This is a genomic window from Rhizobium sp. TBD182 (assembly GCF_001950375.1).
Taxonomy (GTDB): Bacteria; Pseudomonadota; Alphaproteobacteria; order Rhizobiales; family Rhizobiaceae; genus Agrobacterium; species Agrobacterium tumefaciens.
Window position 1 is genome coordinate 73,520 of sequence record NZ_BDLN01000001.1, and the last position, 21,641, is coordinate 95,160.

Below are 21,641 nucleotides of genomic sequence, written 5' to 3' on the forward strand. Positions count from 1 at the left end.
GAAAAGAAAAGGCCCGCGTGACAGCCTCACGCGGGCCTTTTTCAATTCATGGCTTCAAGCGTTGCCGCGGCAAGGACAGTGAAACCGTTCTGCCGGAGACGCTTTTCCGGGCGCAGTCATTCGGGAGCCGAGGTCTGCAGGGCAAGGGCGTGCAGAACACCGCCCATATTGCCCTTCAGCGCGTCATAGACCATCTGGTGCTGCTGCACGCGGGTCTTGCCCTTGAAAGCATCCGCGACGACTTCCGCCGCGTAATGATCGCCATCACCGGCCAGATCGCGGATCGTGACCTTTGCCCCGGGAATTCCCGCCTTAATCATGTCTTCAATGTCGCCGGGTTTCATGGGCATGGTGTATCTCCTTAATTCATTCTGCGGCGATTAGAGTTTCGCCATCCATGAATTGAGGGAACCACGATTCATAGGCCAAGTGCAATTCTTTAATCTCGATAGCGCGTGCCGTGCCCAGCTTTACGCTTGAGCCGCCGGTGACGCCGATTGCCGGGCAGGAAACGCCCGCTGCCTTCGCTGCCGCGCGCACTTCATCCAGATCGCTCTTCTTGACGGTCAGCACATAACGGCCCTGATCTTCGCCATAGAAGGTGAGGACGGGATTATGGCCCTCGACCGCGTCGATCGTCGCGCCGATGCCGGAGGAAATTGCCATTTCGGCAACCGCGAGAGCCAGGCCGCCCGAGGAGCAATCATGAACCGCTGTGGCAAGACCGTCTGCGATAAGGGCGCGGACGAAATCGCCATTTCTCTTTTCAGCTTCCAGATCGACATGCGGTGCCGGGCCATCGATGCGGCCATGCACGTCGCGCATGTAAACGGACTGGGCAATATGGGTGCCAAGACCGGCAGGCGCGCCCGCCAGCAGCACGACTTCGTCCGCGGCGGCAAAGCGGATGCGCGCCATACGGCCCCAGTCCTTCAGCAGGCCAACGCCGCCGATGGTGGGGGTGGGCAGGATCGCCTGACCGTTGGTCTCGTTGTAGAGCGAGACGTTGCCGGAAACGATCGGGAATTCCAGTACGCGGCAGGCTTCGCCGATGCCCTTGATGGCATGGACGAGCTGGCTCATGATCTCGGGCTTTTCCGGATTGCCGAAATTGAGGTTGTCGGTGGCCGCGAGCGGCAAAGCGCCGGTTGCGGTGATGTTGCGCCAGCATTCGGCCACGGCCTGCTTGCCGCCTTCAAAGGCGTCTGCCTCGACATAACGCGGTGTCACGTCGGAGGAGAAGGCGAGCGCCTTCTTGTCATGGCCTTCAACGCGGACAACGCCGGCATCGCCACCCGGCAGCTGCAGGGAATTGCCCTGGATCAGCGTGTCATACTGCTCGTAGACCCAGCGGCGCGAGGAGTTGTTGGCCGAACCGACCAGTGACACCAATGCGTCGGCAATGTCTGCATCAGGAACGTCGTTCTCCGCAAGCGGAGCCTGAACCTTGGCGGGCGTCCACGGGCGGTCGTATTCCGGAGCCTGATCACCGAGATCCTTGATCGGAAGGTTGGCGACTTCCTCGCCATTGTGCAGCACGCGGAAACGCAGGTCGTCGGTGGTCTTGCCGACGATGGCGAAGTCCAGGCCCCATTTGACGAAGATCGCCTTGGCGACTTCTTCCTTGGAGGGCTCGAGAACCATGAGCATGCGCTCCTGGCTTTCCGACAGCATCATTTCGTAGGCCGTCATGCGCTCTTCGCGCACCGGTACGGCGTTGAGATCAAGTTCGATGCCGAGATCGCCCTTGGCGCCCATTTCGACGGCCGAGCAGGTAAGGCCTGCGGCACCCATGTCCTGAATGGCGATGACCGCACCTGTTTTCATCAGCTCGAGGCAGGCTTCCAGCAGGCACTTTTCGGTGAAGGGGTCGCCGACCTGAACGGTTGGGCGCTTTTCTTCGATCGACTCATCAAATTCGGCAGAGGCCATGGTCGCGCCGCCGACGCCGTCGCGGCCGGTCTTCGCACCGAGATACACCACCGGCAGGCCGACGCCCTTGGCTTCCGAAAGGAAGATCGCATCGGACTTGGCAAGTCCGGCGGCAAAGGCGTTGACGAGGATGTTGCCGTTATAGCGGGGATCGAATTCCACTTCGCCGCCGACGGTCGGCACGCCGAAGGAGTTGCCGTAACCGCCGACACCGGCGACGACGCCAGCCACGAGGTGGCGGGTCTTCGGATGGTCGGGTGCGCCGAAACGTAGCGCATTCATGGCTGCGATCGGGCGTGCGCCCATGGTGAAGACATCGCGCAGGATGCCGCCGACGCCGGTTGCCGCACCCTGATAGGGCTCGATGTAGGACGGATGGTTGTGGCTTTCCATCTTGAAGACGACGCAGTCGCCATCATCGATATCCACCACGCCGGCATTTTCGCCGGGGCCTTGAATGACGCGCGGGCCCGTGGTGGGCAGGGTCTTCAGCCATTTCTTGGAGGACTTGTAGGAGCAGTGCTCGTTCCACATGGCCGAGAAAATGCCAAGCTCGGTAAAGCTCGGCTCCCGTCCGATCAGGTCGAGGATACGCTGGTATTCGTCGGGCTTCAGCCCGTGGGATGCAACGAGTTCCGGGGTGATCTTGATGGAGTTTGGAATCGACATAGGTCTCACGCGGTTCGAGCCGAGGAAAGTTTCCGGTTCTTTAGCGCAAGAGGCCTCTCCGTGCGACAGGAAAATGCGCAGTTTTGCCAGCAAAACGCTGCTTTGTTGGGTTATTCAGAACTTGTAGCCGACCATAAGTCCGACACGCGTCAGCCCGTCATTGGGGCCGTCGCACAGATTGGCATGGGAGGCATGTTCGATCTGGGTCGAAATATTCCAGTTGCTGTTGAAGCGATATCCGATGGCGGCATATTCATGAAAAAGCACGCGGCAACCGAATTCCGCGCCAGTTTCGCCCGGACCATTTCTCAGCCTGCCGTCATGCCACAGGCCGCCAAAGCCTAGGTCGACGAAAATCTTCGGATTGAGGTCGAAGGTCCAGTTGATACCGCCGTAAACGGTATTTGCTTCGCCCTCGGTGCCGATTTCCGCACCCAGATGCAGACGCGGTCGGGCAAGCTTTTCGCCAAAGGTGACGGCCGAGGCGCTCGCGAAAGGATCGAAATAGGCAGTGAAGGCCGGGAATACACCATCTTCGCCGCCACCATTGCGATCGGCGAGCGAGGTTGTGACCCCGAAACGCAATTCATCGAACACCGTGCCGTCTGCGGCGGCGGCCGGCGTCATGTCACTCAACACACATGCTGCGAAAACCATCGCGAGAGCAACAAATGCCCTGCCGGATATGGAACCGAATGCTGCCATCGAATCATTCCCCGCTCCGAAGTAGGGAAAGGATGGCAGATTCGTCGGCGTGGTAAATAATGAGTTACTGAATTAGGGGGCGTGTTGCAGGAAAGACTCGTTCCCGCTCACGCCTCGCTTTCGTAGCCGGCTGAACCATTGTCGAGCAAATGCCGCAGGATACCCAGGGCATGCTTCAGTTCTTCCTGGTTTGACGGCCCGGAAAGGCTGATGCGGACACGGTGGTAAACCTTCTCCGTGCGCCCGGCCTTAAACTCGTCCTCGTCGTCTATCAGCACACCTTCCTTCATGGCAGCGCTGCGGAAGGTTCCAGACAGCCACGGTTCAGGCAGCCTCAGCCACAGAAAGGCGATGTCCGGCAGGGAGTTGAATTCCAGCCCCGCAAAGATACGTCTGGCGAGGGCCTCGCGCTGGTTGATCTCGGCGATACAGTCCTTGCGGATGTCGTCTGCGTCGCCGCTGTTGACGAGGCGTGCATTCAGTTCGGCGAGCATGAACGGCAGTCCGCCGGTTATCATCGAATGCGAAATGCGAATTCTCGAGGCGAATTGCGCCGGGCAGGCGACCCAGCCACCCCTGACGCCGGCGGAAACGGATTTCGACAGGCCGCCGACGACGAAAGTAAGATCGGGCGCGAATTCCGCAATGAGTGGGATCGCATCCCGCGTCATGGCGCCATAGAGATTGTCCTCCACGATCCATACGCCGTATCTGCGGGCGATATCGGCGATCGCCCGCCGCCGCTCCTCGGGCAGGGTGGCGCAGGTCGGGTTCTGGCCCGCCGACATCAGGAAGATCATCTTTGGATGCTGTTGGGCGCAAACGCGCTCGAAATCATCGGGGATAATGCCTTTCTCATCCACTTCCACCAGTGTCACCCGCCGTCCGGCAAGGGCGGCGCTGCGGCTGATATGGGAATAGGTGAGGGGTTCGAAAACGATACGGTCGCCCGGCGCGGTCATTGCCGTTACCACACTCATCACCGCAGCATGGGCGCCAAGCGTCGAAACGATGTTTTCCGGTTTCGGCGACCAGCCATTCTGGGAAAGCCAGCGAACGCCCGCCATGCACCAGTTGTCGGGAAAGGAGCGGGTGTAGTTGGAAATTTCGAACGGATGCTCTCTCGTCACGGCCTCGACGTGTTTGCTGACCAGCGCGCTCTGCCCGACATCGGGAGCAGCCGTGGTGTTCAGGCGGAATTCGGCGCTGGTGTCCACCGCGTAGCGCGTGCCGCCGAATGCCGATGCCGTCGGTTCCACGCGTGATAACGGGGCGGCAGCCTTACGCTCGTTGACATAGGTGCCACGGCCGACTTCGCCGCTGACGAGGCCGCGTTCATGGATGAGGGCATATGCCCGGCTGATTGTACCGATTGTAACGCCCAGATCGAAAGCGAGATTGCGTTGCGGCGGCAATTTCGACCCGGCCTGCAAGATGCCATCCGAAATTGCGCCTTCGATCTTGTCCGCGAGGCGAAGGTAGATGGGGCCGTTGCCCTCGGTGATATCGGGAAGCCAATTTGTCATGGTGACAATTTATGCATTGTATCTATCCGCAAGTCAATTGTATTTATCGGATGCAGTCAATGAGATCAAACGCACGGAGACAATAGGTGCAATATGCGCAAGATGGATCAATACCTTTCGACAGCGGATACGCTTTATCCTGACGGCTACGAACGGGAACGCGTGTTCCGCGATACCGGCGACATGGTCGCACCGTCGCCCTTTCCGGCCCGGATCGCTCACACGCTTATTGGCCGCCTGATTGCGGGATTGTCCAACTGGCATGGCAAACGTCAGGGACGGCTTGCCTTGCGGGAATTGTCCGACGATCTTCTGGACGATATCGGCGTTACGCGGGACGAAGCCTTGAAGGAGGCCGCGAGATCGCAGCTGTTTTCATGGCCGTCGCGGCCGCTTTGATTTTCTGCCGGAGAGCGGCGCCATCTTTCCCCGGTGCCTGAACAGCCATTCGGCAGGCCCGCCACGCCAGTCCCAACCGGCGTCGGCGGGTCTTTTTTGTATTTGGTCGGCTTTTAGCGCAGTTTTGCCCGATCAGCAGCCCTTGCCGCCATTCGCCCAGCGTTTGACGTCGGTTGCGATGCGCCCGGAGATGGCTTCGTTCATAACGGGGCCGAAAGCGTCGAGCTTTGCCGGGTTGCCTTCTGCCTGAATAACCAGCATCGGGCGCGATTCCGGGCTGTTGCGCGGTACGAGCAGAATGCGCGGACGGCCCGAGAAGGAGTTGAGTTCGGGCGCCAGGCGATAGGCCTTGAAGGCCGGATCGCCCGATTTGAACCAGCAAGCATTGGCGCCAAGCGCGATTCGCTCCATCGTCGGTAATGCCGCACGGGATGCGGAGGATGATGCCGGTTGCGGCTTGGGCTGGCACGCAGCAAGCGCTGCTGCGGCGAGAAGCAATCCAGCGGCCTTCGGGGCGTGGGAACGGAGCAGGCGGTTCATCGCGTCATCCAAGGTAAGGGCCAAAAACTGGAGCCATAAAGAGCATCATCGGGAAGAGGGCAGGCGCATGGCCCGCCCGCTTGTCAGGCTGCTATAACGCCAAGCGCCGAGGCGAAGAGGCCACGGCCGTCATTGCCGCCATGGGCAGCTTCGATCAGGTTTTCCGGGTGCGGCATCATGCCGAGAACGTTGCCCTTGGCGTTGATGACGCCGGCAATGTCGTTCAGCGAACCGTTCGGATTGGTGCCATCTGCATAACGGAAAACGACCTGACCGTTGTCTTCGACGGACTTAAGCTCATCCGTATCGAGGAAATAGTTGCCATCGTGGTGGGCGACGGGGCAGCGCAGAACCTGGCCCTTGTCATAGGCGCGGGTGAATTCGGTGTCGTTGTTGACGACTTCGAGTTTCACTTCGCGGCAGACGAATTTCAGTGAGGCGTTGCGCATCAGCGCGCCCGGCAGCATGCCCGCTTCGACCAAAATCTGGAAGCCGTTGCAGACGCCGAGAACCTTGACGCCCTGCTCAGCCTTTTCGCGAATGGCCTGCATGACCGGCATGCGTGCAGCAATTGCGCCGCAACGCAGATAGTCGCCATAGGAAAAGCCGCCCGGAATGACGATCAGGTCGACATCCGGGATAGTCGTCTCCGTCTGCCAGATGGTGACGGGCGCCTTGCCGGAGATTTTCGTGAGTGCCGCGATCATGTCGCGATCGCGGTTGAGGCCGGGAAGTTGGACGACAGCGGATTTCATGGTCGGCGGCTCCTGCGGCTTTAGAGAATGGCGATAGAGTAGTTTTCGATAACCGTATTGGCCAAGAGCTTTTCGCACATCGCCTTCAGGTCGGTCTCGGCCTTGGCCTTGTCTGCACCTTCCAGTTCCAGATCGAAGACCTTGCCCTGACGGACATGGCCGACGCCACCGAAACCGAGGCTGCCGAGTGCGCCTTCGATTGCCTTGCCCTGCGGATCGAGAACGCCGTTCTTCAGCGTAACAGTCACCCGTGCCTTGATCACCTGATCTTCTCCTGATTTTACCTTGCTAGGCCGATATTATTTCACGAGGCCGAAATTACTTTACCAGGACAGGGCCGGTGCCGCGGATCGGTTCGTTTTCATTGATGATGCCGAGACGGCGTGCCACTTCGGAATAGGCTTCCACGAGGCCGCCCATGTCGCGGCGGAACAGGTCCTTGTCCATTTTTTTCTGGGTCTCGATGTCCCACAGGCGGCAGCTATCGGGCGAAATCTCGTCGGCGAGGATGATGCGCATCATGTCGCCTTCAAACAGGCGGCCGCATTCGATCTTGAAGTCGACCAGCTGGATGCCGACGCCCAAGAACAGGCCGGACAGGAAGTCGTTGACACGGATCGCCAGCGCCATGATGTCGTCAAGCTCGGCAGGGTTGGCCCAGCCGAAGGCCGTGATGTGCTCTTCGGAGACCATCGGGTCTTCAAGCTCGTCGGACTTGTAGTAGAACTCGATGATGGAGCGCGGCAGAACCACGCCTTCATCGATGCCGAGTCGCTTCGACAGCGAGCCGGCGGCGACATTGCGCACGACGATCTCGAGCGGGATCATCTCGACTTCCTTGATCAACTGCTCGCGCATGTTGAGGCGGCGGATGAAGTGTGTGGGAATGCCGATCTTGTTCAGATGCGTGAAGACATATTCACAAATCCGGTTGTTCAACACACCTTTGCCGTCGATGACTTCGTGTTTTTTCTTGTTGAAGGCAGTCGCATCGTCCTTGAAGAACTGGATAAGCGTGCCTGGCTCCGGACCTTCGTAGAGGATCTTGGCCTTGCCTTCGTAAATACGGCGGCGACGGTTCATAATGGCAGGTCTCTTGGTTCACGCCGATTCTGGTGGCGTTGCGTTTCTGTCTTTGAGCGGTCCCATAAAGGAAAAGAGTGCATTCTACAATGCGGCTCGCATATCTTCCCTTCAATTCTTGTGTCGGGCGGAAGAATGTTGCCCGGCCGAAAATCGACCGGCTTCAGCGGCTGGCCGCGATGGTCAGGGCTCGTTCACCTTGAGGCGGCTCAGGAACTGGGCAAATACCATGCCACCCTCGGGCCAGGGGCCATGGCCAGACTCGGCGTTGATATGGCCGGACATGCCTGCATCCACCAACATCGCACCCCAGGCGGCGGCAATATCGTCGGCATGTTCGTAGGATCCGAAGGGATCGTTGCGGCTGGCAATTGTGATTGCCGGAAACGGCAAGGGATCGCGCGGATAGGGACCGAAGGTCATCAGATGTTTCGGCCTGATATCGGGATTGGCGACATCCGGCGGCGCCACCAGAAGCGCGCCTGCAACCTTCTTGCCGATTTCCGGAAGGGCGTGGATGACGGTCGGCACACCCAGCGAATGGGCGACGATGACAACGGGCTTGGTCGAGGCGTTAACCTCTTCCACCAGCCGCGCGATCCAGTCTTCCTTCACCGGTTTTGACCATTCAGCCTGCTCGACGCGGCGCGCTGTCGAAAGCTTGCGCTCCCAGCGTGTCTGCCAGTGGTCAGGACCGGAATTGGTGTAACCCGGTACGATGAGAATATCTGCTTCTGAAACTTTCATGGGCCCATATCTGTGGTTTCATGCCGTCACGATCAAGGTCGCGACGGCATTAACTTCGGGAGCCTCGCCTCAGGCGTTGCCGAAGACGCGGGCGAAGATCGTGTCGACATGCTTGGTGTGGTAACCGAGGTCGAATTTTTCACGGATGACGCTTTCGGGAAGGGCGGCGCGCACTTCCTCGTCGCCCAGCAGTTCCTCAAGGAAATCCGCACCCTGTTCCCAGACCCTCATGGCGTTGCGCTGCACCAGACGGTAGGCGTCCTCGCGGGACACGCCGGCCTGCGTCAGCGCCAGAAGAACGCGCTGCGAGTGCACGAGGCCGCGGAACTTGTTCATGTTCTTCAGCATGTTGTCGGGATAGATCACCAGCTTTTCGATGACGCCGGCAAGGCGGTTCAGCGCAAAATCGAGGGTGACTGTGGTGTCGGGGCCGATGGCGCGCTCCACGGAAGAGTGGCTGATGTCACGCTCATGCCAGAGCGCCACGTTTTCAAGCGCGGGAACGACCGACATGCGCACCAGGCGAGCAAGGCCCGTGAGGTTTTCGGTGAGAACCGGGTTACGTTTGTGCGGCATGGCCGACGAACCCTTCTGGCCGGGAGAGAAGAACTCTTCCGCTTCCAGAACCTCGGTGCGCTGCATGTGGCGGATTTCGATGGCGACGTTTTCGATCGACGAGGCGATGACGCCGAGGATGGCGAAGAACATGGCGTGGCGGTCACGCGGGATGACCTGCGTGGAGACCGGCTCGGGCACGAGGCCGAGCTTTGCGCAGACATGTTCCTCGACGCGCGGATCGATATTGGCGAAGGTGCCGACAGCACCGGAGATCGCGCCCGTGGCGATTTCCGCGCGCGCATTGACGAGACGCTCGCGGTTGCGATGCATCTCGGCGTAGAAGCGGGCGAAGGTCAGGCCCATCGTGGTCGGCTCGGCGTGGATGCCGTGGCTGCGGCCGATGCGTACCGTGTTCTTGTGTTCGAAAGCGCGGGTCTTGAGCGCCGCCAGCACGCGGTCCATATCGGCCAGCAGGAGATCGGCAGCGCGGACGAGCTGGATGTTGAGGGTTGTGTCAAGCACGTCGGACGAGGTCATGCCCTGGTGGATGAAGCGGCTGTCGGGACCGACGAATTCCGCAAGGTGCGTCAGGAAGGCGATGACGTCGTGTTTGGTGACGGCCTCGATCTCGTCGATGCGGGCGACGTCGAAAGTCGCGCTGCCGCCTTTTTCCCAGATTGTCTGTGCGGCCGATTTCGGAATGACGCCGAGCTCGGCCAGCGCGTCACAGGCATGCGCCTCGATCTCGAACCAGATGCGGAATTTTGTTTCCGGCGACCAGATGGCGACCATTTCCGGCCGGGAGTAACGAGGGATCATGGCAATGACTTTCTTTGTGGAGGAATTTTGCTGCCCGTTTAGCAAAGTGTTCCGCGAATCTCAATCTATCAAGCCTGCGCATCGGCTCGATGCGTACATTCAAAATGCTAGAGCGTCCGTTGTACGTCCGAACGGACGCATGGCGCTCTGTGCGCACGGCGGCAAAGGATTGCGCCTGCCAGCGCAAGCGGAATGGTGGCAAACGGAAAATAGAGGCCGAGGCCGAGAATGCAGAACTGGTAGATCGCGCCAAGCGAGGTGAAAAATTGCTGGAAAAACCAGATGCGGGAAAATGCCGGCGCGTGCCATTGCGCATAAAAGATGCGGTACTGGAGCGCGAAAAATGCCGCCGCGACCGCGATCGTGAAAAAAGCGATGGCAAGGCAGCTTGCCGCAAAACGCAGCGGCAGGCTGGTGGATGCGGGCAGGAAGCGCAAGGCAACCATGGCCAGCGGCCAGCCCAGGAGACCGCCGAAGAAGAACAGCACGGCGATATCGGCGGCATGGTCGGTTTCCAGCCGGTTGCGGAGATAGAGGCCGAGGGTAGCGGTGGCTGCCGAGATGGCGGCCCAGACAAGCGGAGCGAGGAGCGAAAACAGCGCTGCCGGGATGACGTCGTGGAAATTCCGCCTGTCGCTGTTCATCAAAGCCCCCACCCAAACGCCCTGCCGTCCCGTCTCCGGTGTCTCCGGCTGCTGTGGCGGGTCAGGACCGGGCGGCTTCCGACACCGAGCGCAACAATGAAACCGTCTTGCGATAGTCTGCGACACCATCGCCCTTGAAGACGGCCGAACCGGCCACCAGTGCGTTGGCACCGGCTGCGACGATGGCGCCGGCTGTCTCCGCCGTCACGCCGCCGTCCACTTCAAGTTCGATCGGCCGGTCGCCGATCATGGCCTTTGCCGCACGGATCTTGTCGAGCATGGCCGGAATGAATTTCTGTCCGCCGAAACCGGGATTGACGCTCATGATCAGCACGAGATCGACATCGTCAAGCACGTTTTCGATGACCGAAAGCGGCGTGGCGGGGTTGAGCGTCACGCCGGCCTTCCTGCCGAGCGTGCGGATGGTCTGGAGTGAGCGATGGAGATGCGGGCCTGCCTCCGCATGGACGGTAATGCCGTCGCAGCCGGCCTTGGCGAAGGCTTCGAGGTAGGGATCGACGGGGGCAATCATCAGGTGGCAGTCGAAAAAGGCATTGCTGTGCGGGCGGAGCGCCTTAATGACGTCAGGACCGAAGGAGATGTTTGGCACGAAATGGCCGTCCATGACATCGAGGTGGATCCAGTCTGCGCCCGCTTCCGTCACATCGGCGACTTCCTGTCCCAGCTTGGCGAAATTGGACGCCAGAATGGACGGTGCAATCCGGATGGGCAGGGACATGGGGCAAACTCCTCTCGACGCGTTGCGTAAGCTGCCTTTAGCATCAAGTATCAGGGTTTGAAACGGCTTGTCGCGCGGTTGCCGCCGGTTTTCAGCCGCGGCTTACTGAATTTCCAGCGATACCGGCTTCACCTATTGTCTTTCGGCCTTGTCCGCCTGTTCGAAACGCTGGCCGTTCCAGCGCTGCAGGCGATAGGGATTGTCTGCAAGCTCATGCGAAGGGTTGAAAGCGATATCGCCAAGCACGGTTTTGAAGACGGTACCGTTCGCCAGTATCTCCGGTGCGGGTTTCCCTTGGGATTGGGCTGCTTCGGCAAGCGCCGCAGTCAGTTCCGCAGCCGCATAGGAGGGCAGGACGTAACCTTCCGGCTCGATATTGGCGGCACGCAATTCGCCGGCGACGGCCTGTGCCGAAGGCAATGTGTCATAGGCCGGGCGCGTGACCGCTAGCACATTTGCCGCAAGTGGCACGGGGTTGTTTGCCGCATTCATGGCGTCGCCACTCATGATGGTGAGCGGAATGTTTTCGGAGCCGGCGTCTCTGGCGACAATCGCCACGTCGTTGCGTTCCGCGCCGATGAAGACATGGGTGATGCCGGTGCGCCCCAGCCGGCGTACAAGCGCCACCTGTTGCTCCTGTGCCGGGCGCAGCGTATCGGTGAGTGTCGGTTTCAGCCCGTTCTCCTCCAGCGCCGAACGGATGCGATCTACCAGATCGCGACTGAAGATCGTGCCATCATCCACGAGTCCAATGGAATGTCCCTTCCAGTCGCGCAGGATGATTTCTGCGGCCCGGTCCGATTCGGCCTTGTCCGATGGCGCTAGGCGGAAAAGCGGCCAGCTATATTTCAGAGCGTCTTCCATCAGGATCGGGGCACGGCTGGAAAGCGTGATTGCTGGAATGGCGGCTGACTTCAGAGGCGGCAGAACGCCCTGAAGCGTTTCCGTGCACAAAAAACCGATTGCCGCGCTGACCTTGGCGGCCACGAGACCATCGGCAATCGCGCCGCCGCTGCCTTCTTCGCAGCTTTCATGGATTTCGACGACATCTAGCCCGAGCTTGGCGGCCGCGGCCTTCGCGCCCTGCCTGACCTGTTGCCCCAGCAGTTCGTATGGGCCGTTCTGTGGGGCAACGATGCCGATCGTCGCCGCGCATGCTGAGCCCGCAAAGGCAAAACCGGCGATGATCGTTAGCAGGCGAAGTGAAAGCATGACGTGCGCGAAATCCTGTTGTCCCGGTTTGATGTTTATCGGCAACAACCGGTTTTCCAAAGGAAAAATCGCTGATACCCATCATAATCGCACATCATCGTTCACGGCACGGCGGTTTTGATCGCAACTCATCCAATTTGAAACAACAGTCTACAATGACGCGTTATGGTTGTATATATTCGATGTGATCGCGCGCGATTGTTTTTTGCCGAGATTCATCTTTTTTAAGGTCGGCAATTCACTCTGTAATTTCATAAGAGCGGAAGTACTGCTCGTCATGGTTTAGAGCATTTTTACTTTATAAAACTGTAACATGCAGTGCGTATAAGCACAGTTTTATAAGGGCGGGTTTGCGATTTTGCCTTTTATAGTGCACCCCAATAAAATGCACATTTTATTTCCACTCATCTAATTTATTGATATAAAAAGAGAATATACATATTTCCCTGCGCTTTATTTGTGCTTTGCCATGTTTTTTTCGCATTTGCGAGAAGATCTGCTTGACGAAAAGTAAATGGTTAGATTAGATATAGGTGTTTCAGGGGACGACTGAAATTGGCTGTAACAAGCCTCGGAAGTGTTCCGAACGTAAGCACTGCCAAACTATATTACATTCTATATTCTATTATTTTCATTACGTATAAACCGCTTCGGGCAACCGGGGCGGTTTTTTATGTGATGCTAATTTAAGCAATTTTAAATTGCATTCGAAGAGCTTCGCGAAAAGATATTCTTCCAGCATTGGGTTTTCCGAAAGCAAATCGCGCAGGAGCGTCGCGTCTGTCGCAGGCGAGGCCTGTTTTTAGTAAAGCTCAAGACGCCGTTGAGTGCCGCGAAAAGCCCACGCCGGTCAGCGCTGATGCCGCTTCCGTCCGCTAGCGACTCTATTTCGTCAGAGCAGCCAGCGCGTCTTTTGCAAAGGCAGAGATGGGTTCGGGAAGGTTATCGGGGTCGAACCAGCCGATATCGGAAAGCTTGTCCGGTTCTGTCAGTACCGGCTCACCCTGCGTGTCGCGGGTGACGAAGATCAGCGAGACCCAATGGTGCCGGTCTGCGACATTGATATATTCGCTATGACAGAGAAATTCGACCTTGCCGATTGTCAGCCCGGTCTCTTCTTCAGCTTCTCGCCGTGCTGCGGCGAGGGATGATTCAAGGTGATCGACTTTGCCGCCCGGAATATTCCAGTATCCGGCTTCCGGCGCTTTCAAGCGCCGGCATAAAAGCAGGCGGCCATCACGCAATATGGCAAGCCCAACGCCGACGCCTGGAAAATCTTGTCCTGGCTTGATCGTCGGCGTCATGCGTATTGTTTCCTGCGTCAGGCCGTCGGGGCTCAGCCCTTGGCGTTTGCCACGATCAGCATGAAAGCGGGAATGTCATCGCCGAAACCAACAGGCGTCGGGCCATCGTCATGGTCACGGTAATGGCGGCGACGGTCGCGGTTGTCGTCATTGGCGTGCAGCGGGTTCAGGTTGCGGCTGTTGCGCTCGGAATTGCGCGGGGTCTTTTCCGGTCTGCGTTCTGCCTTCACCTTGTCTTCTCCGTGAGCCGCGATGTCCGTATCCACAGTGGTGGATTGTGCACCCTGATTGATGTTTTCGACCGGCGATGCAGGTGCATCGCGACGGTTTCTGTCGCGGCCTCTGCCGCCACGTTCCTTGGTGCCCCGGCGGCCGGTATTGCTTTCAAAGCTTTCCATGGGCGCGGGGAGGGAGGACAGGTCACCGTTCAGCCATTCGACCTTCTCGGTGATCAGCTTTTCGATCGCGTCGAGATATTTCGCATCGCTCTTGGTGACGAGGGTGAAGGCCTTGCCCGAACGGCCAGCACGACCGGTACGGCCAATGCGGTGGACATAGTCTTCGGCATGAATGGGAACGTCGAAGTTGAAGACGTGGCTGACATCGGGAATATCAAGACCGCGGGCTGCAACGTCGGAAGCGACCAGCAGCGTCAGCTGACCGTCCCGGAAGTTCTGCAGCATGGTCGTGCGCGAACGCTGGTCCATGTCGCCATGCAGCGCGCCGACGGAAAAGCCGTGACGATCCAGCGAACGGAAGAGGTCGGCAACGTCCTTTTTGCGATTGCAGAAAATGATCGCGTTCTTGAGTTCGGCTTCTTCGGCACGGACGAGATCGCGCAGGACAGCGCGCTTCTCATAGTCCTTGTTGTGCGAAGCGACGATGCGCTGGGTAACGGTTTTTGCCGTGGAGGAGGGCTTGGCAACCTCGATACGGGTCGGGTTCTGGAGGAACCTGTCGGCAAGCTTCTGGATTTCCGGCGGCATGGTGGCCGAGAAGAACAGGGTTTGCCGGGTAAAGGGGATCATCTTGGCGATGCGTTCGATATCGGGAATGAAGCCCATATCCAGCATGCGATCGGCTTCATCGATTACGAGGATTTCAACGCCGGTCATCAGGAGCTTGCCACGCTCGCAATGGTCGAGAAGGCGGCCGGGCGTGCAGATGAGAACATCGGCGCCACGCTCAAGCTTGCGGTCCTGATCTTCAAAAGAAACGCCACCAATCAGAAGGGCGACGTTCAGCTTGTGATTCTTGCCGTATTTCTCGAAGTTTTCGGCTACCTGTGCCGCCAGTTCGCGGGTCGGCTCGAGGATCAGCGTGCGCGGCATTCTTGCGCGTGCGCGGCCTTTTTCCAGCAGTGTGAGCATCGGCAGAACGAAGGATGCGGTTTTCCCCGTGCCGGTCTGTGCGATACCGCAGATATCACGCTTTTCAAGAGCGGGCGGAATTGCGCCAGCCTGAATGGGTGTCGGCGTCGTGTAGCCGGCATCTGCAATAGCGGAAAGAACTTTTTGGCTCAGGCCAAGATCAGAGAATGTTGTCAAAGGAAGAACTTTTTCCGTTCTGGTTCGGTAAGAATACCTGCGTGCCGCTGCGACACTTGCAAAGACTTGGCGCGGGGATATGCCCAAATTGCCAGAAAGTCAAGGAAACAACCGGAAATGCGCGCGAAACGGCGAGACGCTGGCGAGGCTTTTGAGCCTTGGACGCGGTTTCGGGCGATTTATCGCAAAAAGGGCGAAAAAAGCGTTAAAATCGGACTGCTATTTGAGATAGGTTTTAAGCTCGGCCCCGGCGACCAGAAACCGCATCGGATCAACAGGCGTGTCGTTGCGGCGGACCTCGTAATGTACGTGCGGACCGGTGGAGCGGCCGGTGCTGCCAGCACGGCCAACGATGTCGCCGGCCTCCACCTTGTCGCCGGCTTTGACCAGAATGGTGGAGAGATGGCCGAATCGCGTCGATACGCCCTGGCCGTGATCGATCTCGACCATATTGCCGTAGCCGCCGGAGTTTTCCGCAACCGTCACCTTTCCAGCGCCCGTCGCCTTGACGTCGGCGCCTGTTTCGGCGCGAAAATCGATGCCGGTATGTAAGGCAGGCCGTCCAAGGAAAGGGTCGAGCCGGTTTCCGAATCGGCTGGTGATCGCCCTGCCGGGAGCCGGATTGCCAAAGGGCAGGGCGGTTGCGGTTTCCTTCACGATATCCAGCCGGTTGAGCGCATTGTCTAGATTGGTCAGAGACATATTGAAGGGATCGGTTTCATTCCCCTGCGGATCCGCATAGGGGCCGCCGACGCCGTCGGTGCCACTTTCGTCGATTTTCAGACCCGCCTGCCGGATGATATCCTGCATCGCGCTCGCCTTGTCCTCGGCGTCGCTGGTCAGTCTGGCGATCCGTGATATCTGCTGGCGTTCGATATCCTTCAGCGACAGCGTGACCTTGGAAAACACGCGGTCGGCGCGGTCGGAAGGCGTTTCGCCGTTTTCGGGCACATAGGACGCCCGCTTGTCGGTTCCGGCTGGCTTTTCCGGCTGCGACGGGCGGGGCGCCATCAGATTTTCTATGGCGGAGAGGCCACCTGTCAGATCGGCGCGCTTTTCCGGCGCCATCGCGTTCGAGAGCGAGGAGGGCGCGGTTGGAATGGGCGCCGTGGCCGTGGAGGCGGCGATGCCGGAATTTTCCGCGCGCTCCAGCAATTCGCTCATGCGCCCGTGTCTGGACGTGAGTGCCGCCTGCTGTTGCAGCAGCTTTTCCACTTTCTTTTCAACCACCTGCTGGTCGAGCAATTGTCTTGAGGTAACGCGGTCCACCTGCGCCCTCAGTGCGGCGATACGGTCTTCGTAATCGTGCTGCATGCGGGTCTGGCGCGCCATGGTCGCGCCGATCAGGTCGTCACGCAGGATGAGATAGCCGGTGGCGCCCAGATAACCGAGCGAGAAAAGGCCGATCGTGCAGCCGGCAAGCGCCGTCATCCAAGGCCGGATCGTCATGTGCCGGACCTTGTCACCGCTTGCCAGCACCAGAACGTGCTGCTGCCGCTTTTTGCCGAATACCCGGTTTTCCGCTGTATCAGTCAAAATCTCTCTCCGGACTGGCCGATTTCTCACAGGAAATCATACTTCGTTAAGGTTAACGAAGTTTTGCACCATGCGCCGGGCTGCGGGCGTCAGCCGCTGTTGCTGACAGCGGTGAGGGAGCGGTAAAAGGATGGCGTCAACCCGGCTTCGGCGCGGGCGAGGTCGTTGAAGGGCGGTTTCAGCGGTCCGCGGAAATTGGCACGTACCAGTTGCCTGAAGGTTGCTGCCGGGTCCTTCTTTTCACGGGCGCACAGGAAGCGAAACCATTTGGCGCCGATGGCGACATGGCCCTTTTCGTCATTGTAGATGACATCGAGAACGGCGGCGCTTTCAAGGTCTCCGGTTTCGCGCATCTTCGCCTGCAGGGAGGGCGTCACGTCCAGTCCGCGCGCCTCGAGGATGAGCGGCACGACTGCGAGCCGCGCGGTGAGGTCGTTGCGGGTTGAATGCGCCGCCTGCCAGAGCCCGTCATGGGCGGGCAGATCGCCGTAATCCGCGCCGAGGTTTTGCAGCCTTTCCCGCACCATCCGGAAATGTTTCGCCTCCTCGAAGGCAACCTGCATCCAGCCGTTGAAAAAGGAATGCGGCACCGGCTCGCTGGCATAACGGGCCACAATGTCGAGCGCGAGGTCAACGGCGTTCAGCTCGATATGGGCGATGGCGTGCAGCAGCGCTATGCGACCCTTGACGCTGTGGAGGGAGCGGCGCTCCACGGCGGTCGGCGGAACGAGTTCCGGTTTATCCGGCCTGCCCGGACGTTCGGGCAGGGGTGGATCTAGGGGGGAGCGCAGCGACAGGCGGCGCTCGAACCATCGTGTCGCCGTTTCCTGCGCCAGTGCGGTTTTTCTGTCGAGATCGGCGCAGGCAATCGCCTCGGTGGCGCCGCCGCGCAGCGAGATGATCCTGAAGGTGGGCGGCACGACAGGGGCGTCTCTCAGAGCTTCCGTGCGGCGTCGAGAACGGCCTGTGCGTGGCCCGGAACCTTCACCTTGTTCCAGATTTCCGCGATCGTACCGTCAGGTGCTACGAGGACGGTGGTGCGTTCGACACCCATGTATTTTTTGCCATACATGCTTTTTTCCTTCCAGACGCCGTAGGCCTCGAGCGCCTTCCGTTCCTCGTCGGCGGCCAGCATCACCGAAAGCTTGTGTTTTGCAGCAAACTTGTCGTGGCTTTTGACGCTATCAGGGGAAATGCCGATGACGACAGTATTGGCGGCCTCGAATTCCGCGCCAAGGGCACTGAAATCTATCGCTTCGGCGGTGCAGCCGGATGTGTCGTCCTTCGGGTAGAAATAGAGAACGACCGCCTTGCCTCGCAGGCCGGACAATGTCACCGTTCCTTCACCGTTGCGGGGCAAAGTAAAATCCGGTGCAGGGCTGCCAATCGTCAGTTCTGTCATAATCATCTTTCTTTCGCCGGGATGTTGAGTGAAAGTCGCCACATTCGATATATAGCGAAACCGGGCGTCGTCCAGTGTTGAGGCGAAACAAAAGCTATTCAGGGGCAAACACGGGCGTATGGCTGAAGTAAGGGGTGAAAAGGTCAAGTTCAGCAAGCGCGATATCGTTGCGCTGCATGATCTTCCTTCGGCGCAGGCCGAAGATCCTCTCATCGTGCATTGCCCGGCGCCGCGCTCCATGGCGCGTGCTCTCATCAAGATTTTCGCTGCTCTTTTCGTACTGGCCTTCCTGTCCATCGGCGGCATCATTGTCTCCGTCGAAACCGGATCGATCGACAATGCCCTTTCCAGCCAGGCGCAGCAGGCGCTCGAACGGGCGCTCGGACCCCACTACAGCGCGCGAATCGGTTCTTCGGCCATCAGGTTCTCGACCGGGCTGCGGCTTGCGCTGGTGGCGGAGGATGTGGATATCGTCGAGAAGGAATCCGGCCAGCATTTGAGCCGGGCAAGGGCTATCGGCATGGCGCTCGATCCGCTCGCGCTTTTGACCGGACGCGTCTCCGTGCAAAGTCTCGAGGCCGACGGGATGGAACTCGATACGGCCCTTTTGCCGAAGGGTAACGGTTTCGATCTCGCCAGCATCCGGCTGGACGCTGTTCCGCAGCAGTTGCAGGCGGCGTTTTCCCAGCTGGACAAATTGGCGCAGGCGTTTTTAAGCAGCGGAACAGAGGAAATCGATATTTCCAGCGTTTCGATCCACTTGCCACCGAGCGAAGCCGGCAAGCCACGCGTCGTTGAAGTGCGCGAGCTTTCGTTGACCCCTGACCAGCAGGGCGGATATTCGCTTGAGGGTGAAACGCTGTTTAACGGCGAAATCGCCAGCCTGTCGCTAAAGACATCGGGATCAGGCGGTGTGATCGACGGTTTCGACGCGCGCATCGACGGTTTCGACATCGGTCCTTTTCTGGAAAAATTCGATCCTGAAGGCAATCTTCATGAGGGGCTGAACGTCAAGACCGGTGTCAGCATCCTCGCCCGGCGTTCCATGCCCGGACATGAGCCGCGGCTGGAAATCTCGCTCGGCATGGGCAATGGAATGCTTCTTATCGGCGGCGAGGCTCAACCCTTCACGGCCGGCACCGTCAACGCGCGCTACGATTTTCAGAAAAACAGTCTTGTCATTGGGAATTCGCGGATTGATCTCGGCCGAACGGCTATTCCGGTCACTGGGGAAATCACGGATACCCAAGAGGGCTTCGGTCTTTCGCTGCGGATCGACAATGCGGTTGCCTCGGCCGAAGCCTCTGGCGAAGACCCCGTTCCTTTCAGCTTGAAGGCCGACGGGCAATTCAATGTCGCGACCAGGCAGCTTGAGGTACCCTCGCTATACGTCACCGGCCCGCTTGGAGACATGGCAGGCTCGCTGAAAATCCGCTTCGGCCAGGGCTCGCCTGAAATCAGTTTCGCCGGACAGATTCCCAAGATGGAGGCCACGGCGGTCAAGCAGCTCTGGCCGTTCTGGATGGCGCACAAGCCGCGCGAGTGGGTGGTCTCCAATCTTTATGGCGGCACGGTCACGAACGGCTCGATTGCGATCTTCATTCCGCAGGGACGGATGTGCGGTCCCGGTTGCCCGCTGGTGCTGGGCGAGAGCGAAATGCAGATCCGCTTCGATATCGACGGTACGCGTCTCAATACCACCGGCGACATTCCGCCGCTGCGCGACGTTGATGCGCATTTCAATCTCGTCGGCGGCCGGATGAATGTCGATCTCAAGAACGCGACATCCTATTTCGCCTCCAATCGGTCGCTTGCGCTGGAGGACAGCCGGTTCTCCATGTCCGACGTCTATGCAAAGCCCCTGCTTGGAAATCTCGAGTTGAACGTTTCGGGCTCGGCCGATGCCGTGGCGGAGCTTGCGACGCTGAAGCCTATCAATGCGCTCAAGGATACGCAGTTCAAGCCGGATGACTTCACCGGCGACGTGACGGCGAATGCAAAGCTGACCGTCGGCATGCTTTCCAGCCAAAATCCACCGCCGCCGGTGTGGACGGCCGATCTCGATCTGAAGAACCTGTCGCTGACAAAACCGTTTGCCGGCCGCAAGGTGACCGCGCTTGACGGTTTCATGTCCATCAACGACCGGCAGCTCAAGCTTGAAGGCAAGGGCCGGGTGGACGATGTGCCGATGTCTATCGAGATGACGGAGCCGGTGCGTAAGAATAGCGACGTTGCTCCAACGCTGTCGCTGAAAGCAACCCTGAACGAGACGCAGGTCGCCAAGCTTGCACCGGAGCTTTCCACGGTTCTTGGCGGCACGACCGTTGTGGAAATCGATGGCGCGGATACGAAAAGTCAGGAGATACAGCTCGATCTGGCGAAGGCGTCTATCATTCTGCCGGGGCTTGGATGGAGCAAGGGCGTCGGTATTCCGGCAAAAGCGACCTTTACCCTGGAAACCAGCGATGGCCGCACGACGATCAGTGATTTCTCCCTAACCGGGGACGGCTTCGGCGCGGCCGGAGATGTCACCTTCACCAAGAACGGGCTGATTTCCGCCGATCTCAGCCGCGTGCAATTGTCACCTTCCGACAATTACGCCGTCGCCGTCACTGCCTCCAAAAACGGATACAGCATCAACGCTTCGGGAAAATCTGCCGATCTCCGGCCGTTCCTGTCAAAGCTTCGCAGTTCCTCAGGGGCAGGTGACGGCACGTCGCGTTCGCAGCCGTCCCTTGCCATCAAGGCGCAACTCGACAAGGTCTACGGCTTCAATGACGAGATCCTTTCCAATGTCAGTGCCGATGTCAGTGTGCGTGACGGCAAGGTCCGTTCGGTTGATTTTCGCGGCGTCACCGGCAGAGGTCAGGCGGTTGTGGCTCAGACGACCAATCGCGGCGCGACGGGAACCGTGACGCTTACCAGCAGCGATGCCGGTTCTCTTGCCCGTTTCACCAATATCTACACCCGCATTCGCGGTGGTCTTCTCAATCTCGCACTTTCGACCGTCAACGGCAGCGACTGGAGCGGCTCGCTCGATCTGCGCAATTTCGCCGTCGTCAACGAAGCGAAGCTTCAGGATATCGTCGCCACGCCGACGGGCGATGACGGCCGGAGCCTCAACACGGCGGTCCGCCGCAATATCGATGTCAGCTCGGAGAAATTCCAGCGCGGTTTTGCCCGGCTCGTTTACGTCAACGGCTCGGTTGCGGTGGAAAACGGCGTGGTGCGCGGCGAGCAGATCGGTGCGACGTTCCAGGGCCTGCTGAAAGACCAGAACGGCCGTATGGACATGACCGGCACCTTTATGCCCGCCTATGGCCTGAACCGGCTGTTCGGCGAGCTGCCCTTTATCGGCATCTTCCTCGGAAACGGCCGAGATCGCGGTCTGCTCGGCATTACCTTCAAGCTTTCCGGCCAGACGGACCAGCCGAAGCTGACTATAAACCCGCTGTCGCTGATAGCGCCCGGCGTCTTCAGGCAGATTTTCGAGTTTCAATAAAAAGGGCCGCTTCCGCGGCCCT

At 59.3% G+C, this 21,641-nt stretch carries 20 protein-coding genes; 2 read left to right on the plus strand and 18 right to left on the minus strand.

Annotation, left to right across the window (positions count from 1 at the left end):
* Positions 1-116: 116 nt before the first annotated feature.
* From T18_RS00430 to T18_RS00445, 4 genes are all read right to left on the minus strand, one after another.
* Positions 117-350 (minus strand): BolA family protein, encoded by a 234-nt coding sequence (locus T18_RS00430; protein ID WP_003516012.1) that lies wholly within the window; start codon positions 348-350, stop codon positions 117-119.
* Between the two features lie 16 nt (positions 351-366).
* Entirely contained in the window at positions 367-2,601 is a 2,235-nt protein-coding gene (purL, locus tag T18_RS00435; RefSeq protein ID WP_003516011.1) for a phosphoribosylformylglycinamidine synthase subunit PurL, read from the minus strand.
* A 114-nt stretch (positions 2,602-2,715) separates the two neighbouring features.
* Complete coding sequence (locus T18_RS00440; protein ID WP_038491381.1) at positions 2,716-3,306, minus strand: acyloxyacyl hydrolase; 591 nt, start codon at positions 3,304-3,306, stop codon at positions 2,716-2,718.
* Between the two features lie 107 nt (positions 3,307-3,413).
* Positions 3,414-4,832, minus strand: coding sequence for a PLP-dependent aminotransferase family protein (locus T18_RS00445; protein ID WP_003516009.1), 1,419 nt, complete (start codon positions 4,830-4,832; stop codon positions 3,414-3,416).
* A gap of 93 nt (positions 4,833-4,925) precedes the next feature.
* On the opposite strand from T18_RS00445, the gene T18_RS00450 reads away from it, so the two are divergent.
* Positions 4,926-5,231: a DUF1127 domain-containing protein gene (locus T18_RS00450; RefSeq protein ID WP_003516008.1), complete on the plus strand. Its 306-nt coding sequence runs from the start codon at positions 4,926-4,928 to the stop codon at positions 5,229-5,231.
* Positions 5,232-5,363: 132 nt separating this feature from the next.
* Here T18_RS00450 and T18_RS00455 read toward each other — a convergent pair whose 3' ends face one another.
* The 14 genes from T18_RS00455 to T18_RS00520 all read right to left on the minus strand — a co-directional run bounded on the left by T18_RS00455 (position 5,364) and on the right by T18_RS00520 (position 18,117).
* Positions 5,364-5,771 (minus strand): hypothetical protein, encoded by a 408-nt coding sequence (locus tag T18_RS00455; protein WP_003516006.1) that lies wholly within the window; start codon positions 5,769-5,771, stop codon positions 5,364-5,366.
* Between the two features lie 83 nt (positions 5,772-5,854).
* Positions 5,855-6,526 (minus strand): phosphoribosylformylglycinamidine synthase subunit PurQ, encoded by a 672-nt coding sequence (gene purQ / locus T18_RS00460; protein WP_003516005.1) that lies wholly within the window; start codon positions 6,524-6,526, stop codon positions 5,855-5,857.
* Between the two features lie 20 nt (positions 6,527-6,546).
* A complete protein-coding gene (gene purS / locus T18_RS00465) occupies positions 6,547-6,789 on the minus strand; it encodes a phosphoribosylformylglycinamidine synthase subunit PurS (protein ID WP_003495372.1) in 243 nt (80 codons plus the stop codon).
* 55 nt (positions 6,790-6,844) lie between these two features.
* Positions 6,845-7,609 carry a phosphoribosylaminoimidazolesuccinocarboxamide synthase gene (gene purC, locus T18_RS00470; RefSeq protein WP_003516002.1) on the minus strand — a complete coding sequence of 255 codons (765 nt, stop codon included), beginning with the start codon at positions 7,607-7,609 and terminating at the stop codon, positions 6,845-6,847.
* Positions 7,610-7,792: 183 nt separating this feature from the next.
* Positions 7,793-8,356: an alpha/beta hydrolase gene (locus T18_RS00475; protein WP_003516000.1), complete on the minus strand. Its 564-nt coding sequence runs from the start codon at positions 8,354-8,356 to the stop codon at positions 7,793-7,795.
* A 69-nt stretch (positions 8,357-8,425) separates the two neighbouring features.
* Complete coding sequence (gene purB, locus T18_RS00480; protein WP_025593893.1) at positions 8,426-9,733, minus strand: adenylosuccinate lyase; 1,308 nt, start codon at positions 9,731-9,733, stop codon at positions 8,426-8,428.
* Positions 9,734-9,840: 107 nt separating this feature from the next.
* Entirely contained in the window at positions 9,841-10,377 is a 537-nt protein-coding gene (locus T18_RS00485; RefSeq protein WP_038491375.1) for a hypothetical protein, read from the minus strand.
* A gap of 61 nt (positions 10,378-10,438) precedes the next feature.
* Positions 10,439-11,116 carry a ribulose-phosphate 3-epimerase gene (rpe, locus tag T18_RS00490; protein WP_003515995.1) on the minus strand — a complete coding sequence of 226 codons (678 nt, stop codon included), beginning with the start codon at positions 11,114-11,116 and terminating at the stop codon, positions 10,439-10,441.
* 132 nt (positions 11,117-11,248) lie between these two features.
* Positions 11,249-12,328: a branched-chain amino acid ABC transporter substrate-binding protein gene (locus tag T18_RS00495; RefSeq protein ID WP_046205602.1), complete on the minus strand. Its 1,080-nt coding sequence runs from the start codon at positions 12,326-12,328 to the stop codon at positions 11,249-11,251.
* 884 nt (positions 12,329-13,212) lie between these two features.
* On the minus strand, positions 13,213-13,632 hold the full coding sequence (locus T18_RS00500) for an NUDIX domain-containing protein (protein ID WP_003515990.1): 420 nt from the start codon (positions 13,630-13,632) through the stop codon (positions 13,213-13,215).
* Positions 13,633-13,664: 32 nt separating this feature from the next.
* On the minus strand, positions 13,665-15,179 hold the full coding sequence (locus T18_RS00505; RefSeq protein WP_019567097.1) for a DEAD/DEAH box helicase: 1,515 nt from the start codon (positions 15,177-15,179) through the stop codon (positions 13,665-13,667).
* A 219-nt stretch (positions 15,180-15,398) separates the two neighbouring features.
* Complete coding sequence (locus T18_RS00510) at positions 15,399-16,715, minus strand: peptidoglycan DD-metalloendopeptidase family protein (RefSeq protein WP_038491369.1); 1,317 nt, start codon at positions 16,713-16,715, stop codon at positions 15,399-15,401.
* A gap of 89 nt (positions 16,716-16,804) precedes the next feature.
* On the minus strand, positions 16,805-17,635 hold the full coding sequence (locus T18_RS00515; RefSeq protein WP_013636381.1) for a ferritin-like domain-containing protein: 831 nt from the start codon (positions 17,633-17,635) through the stop codon (positions 16,805-16,807).
* Positions 17,636-17,649: 14 nt separating this feature from the next.
* On the minus strand, positions 17,650-18,117 hold the full coding sequence (locus T18_RS00520; protein ID WP_013636380.1) for a peroxiredoxin: 468 nt from the start codon (positions 18,115-18,117) through the stop codon (positions 17,650-17,652).
* Positions 18,118-18,235: 118 nt separating this feature from the next.
* On the opposite strand from T18_RS00520, the gene T18_RS00525 reads away from it, so the two are divergent.
* A complete protein-coding gene (locus tag T18_RS00525; RefSeq protein WP_038491366.1) occupies positions 18,236-21,619 on the plus strand; it encodes a DUF3971 domain-containing protein in 3,384 nt (1,127 codons plus the stop codon).
* Positions 21,620-21,641: the final 22 nt, after the last annotated feature.

Bases quoted from the DNA above. Each gene is read 5' to 3' on its own strand.
- T18_RS00430 (WP_003516012.1), bottom strand. From the start codon at position 350: ATGCCCATGAAACCCGGCGACATTGAAGACATGATTAAGGCGGGAATT.
- purL (WP_003516011.1), bottom strand. From the start codon at position 2,601: ATGTCGATTCCAAACTCCATCAAGATCACCCCGGAACTCGTTGCATCC.
- T18_RS00440 (WP_038491381.1), bottom strand. From the start codon at position 3,306: ATGGCAGCATTCGGTTCCATATCCGGCAGGGCATTTGTTGCTCTCGCG.
- T18_RS00445 (WP_003516009.1), bottom strand. From the start codon at position 4,832: ATGACAAATTGGCTTCCCGATATCACCGAGGGCAACGGCCCCATCTAC.
- T18_RS00450 (WP_003516008.1), top strand. From the start codon at position 4,926: ATGCGCAAGATGGATCAATACCTTTCGACAGCGGATACGCTTTATCCT.
- T18_RS00455 (WP_003516006.1), bottom strand. From the start codon at position 5,771: ATGAACCGCCTGCTCCGTTCCCACGCCCCGAAGGCCGCTGGATTGCTT.
- purQ (WP_003516005.1), bottom strand. From the start codon at position 6,526: ATGAAATCCGCTGTCGTCCAACTTCCCGGCCTCAACCGCGATCGCGAC.
- purC (WP_003516002.1), bottom strand. From the start codon at position 7,609: ATGAACCGTCGCCGCCGTATTTACGAAGGCAAGGCCAAGATCCTCTAC.
- T18_RS00475 (WP_003516000.1), bottom strand. From the start codon at position 8,356: ATGAAAGTTTCAGAAGCAGATATTCTCATCGTACCGGGTTACACCAAT.
- purB (WP_025593893.1), bottom strand. From the start codon at position 9,733: ATGATCCCTCGTTACTCCCGGCCGGAAATGGTCGCCATCTGGTCGCCG.
- T18_RS00485 (WP_038491375.1), bottom strand. From the start codon at position 10,377: ATGAACAGCGACAGGCGGAATTTCCACGACGTCATCCCGGCAGCGCTG.
- rpe (WP_003515995.1), bottom strand. From the start codon at position 11,116: ATGTCCCTGCCCATCCGGATTGCACCGTCCATTCTGGCGTCCAATTTC.
- T18_RS00495 (WP_046205602.1), bottom strand. From the start codon at position 12,328: ATGCTTTCACTTCGCCTGCTAACGATCATCGCCGGTTTTGCCTTTGCG.
- T18_RS00500 (WP_003515990.1), bottom strand. From the start codon at position 13,632: ATGACGCCGACGATCAAGCCAGGACAAGATTTTCCAGGCGTCGGCGTT.
- T18_RS00520 (WP_013636380.1), bottom strand. From the start codon at position 18,117: ATGACAGAACTGACGATTGGCAGCCCTGCACCGGATTTTACTTTGCCC.
- T18_RS00525 (WP_038491366.1), top strand. From the start codon at position 18,236: ATGGCTGAAGTAAGGGGTGAAAAGGTCAAGTTCAGCAAGCGCGATATC.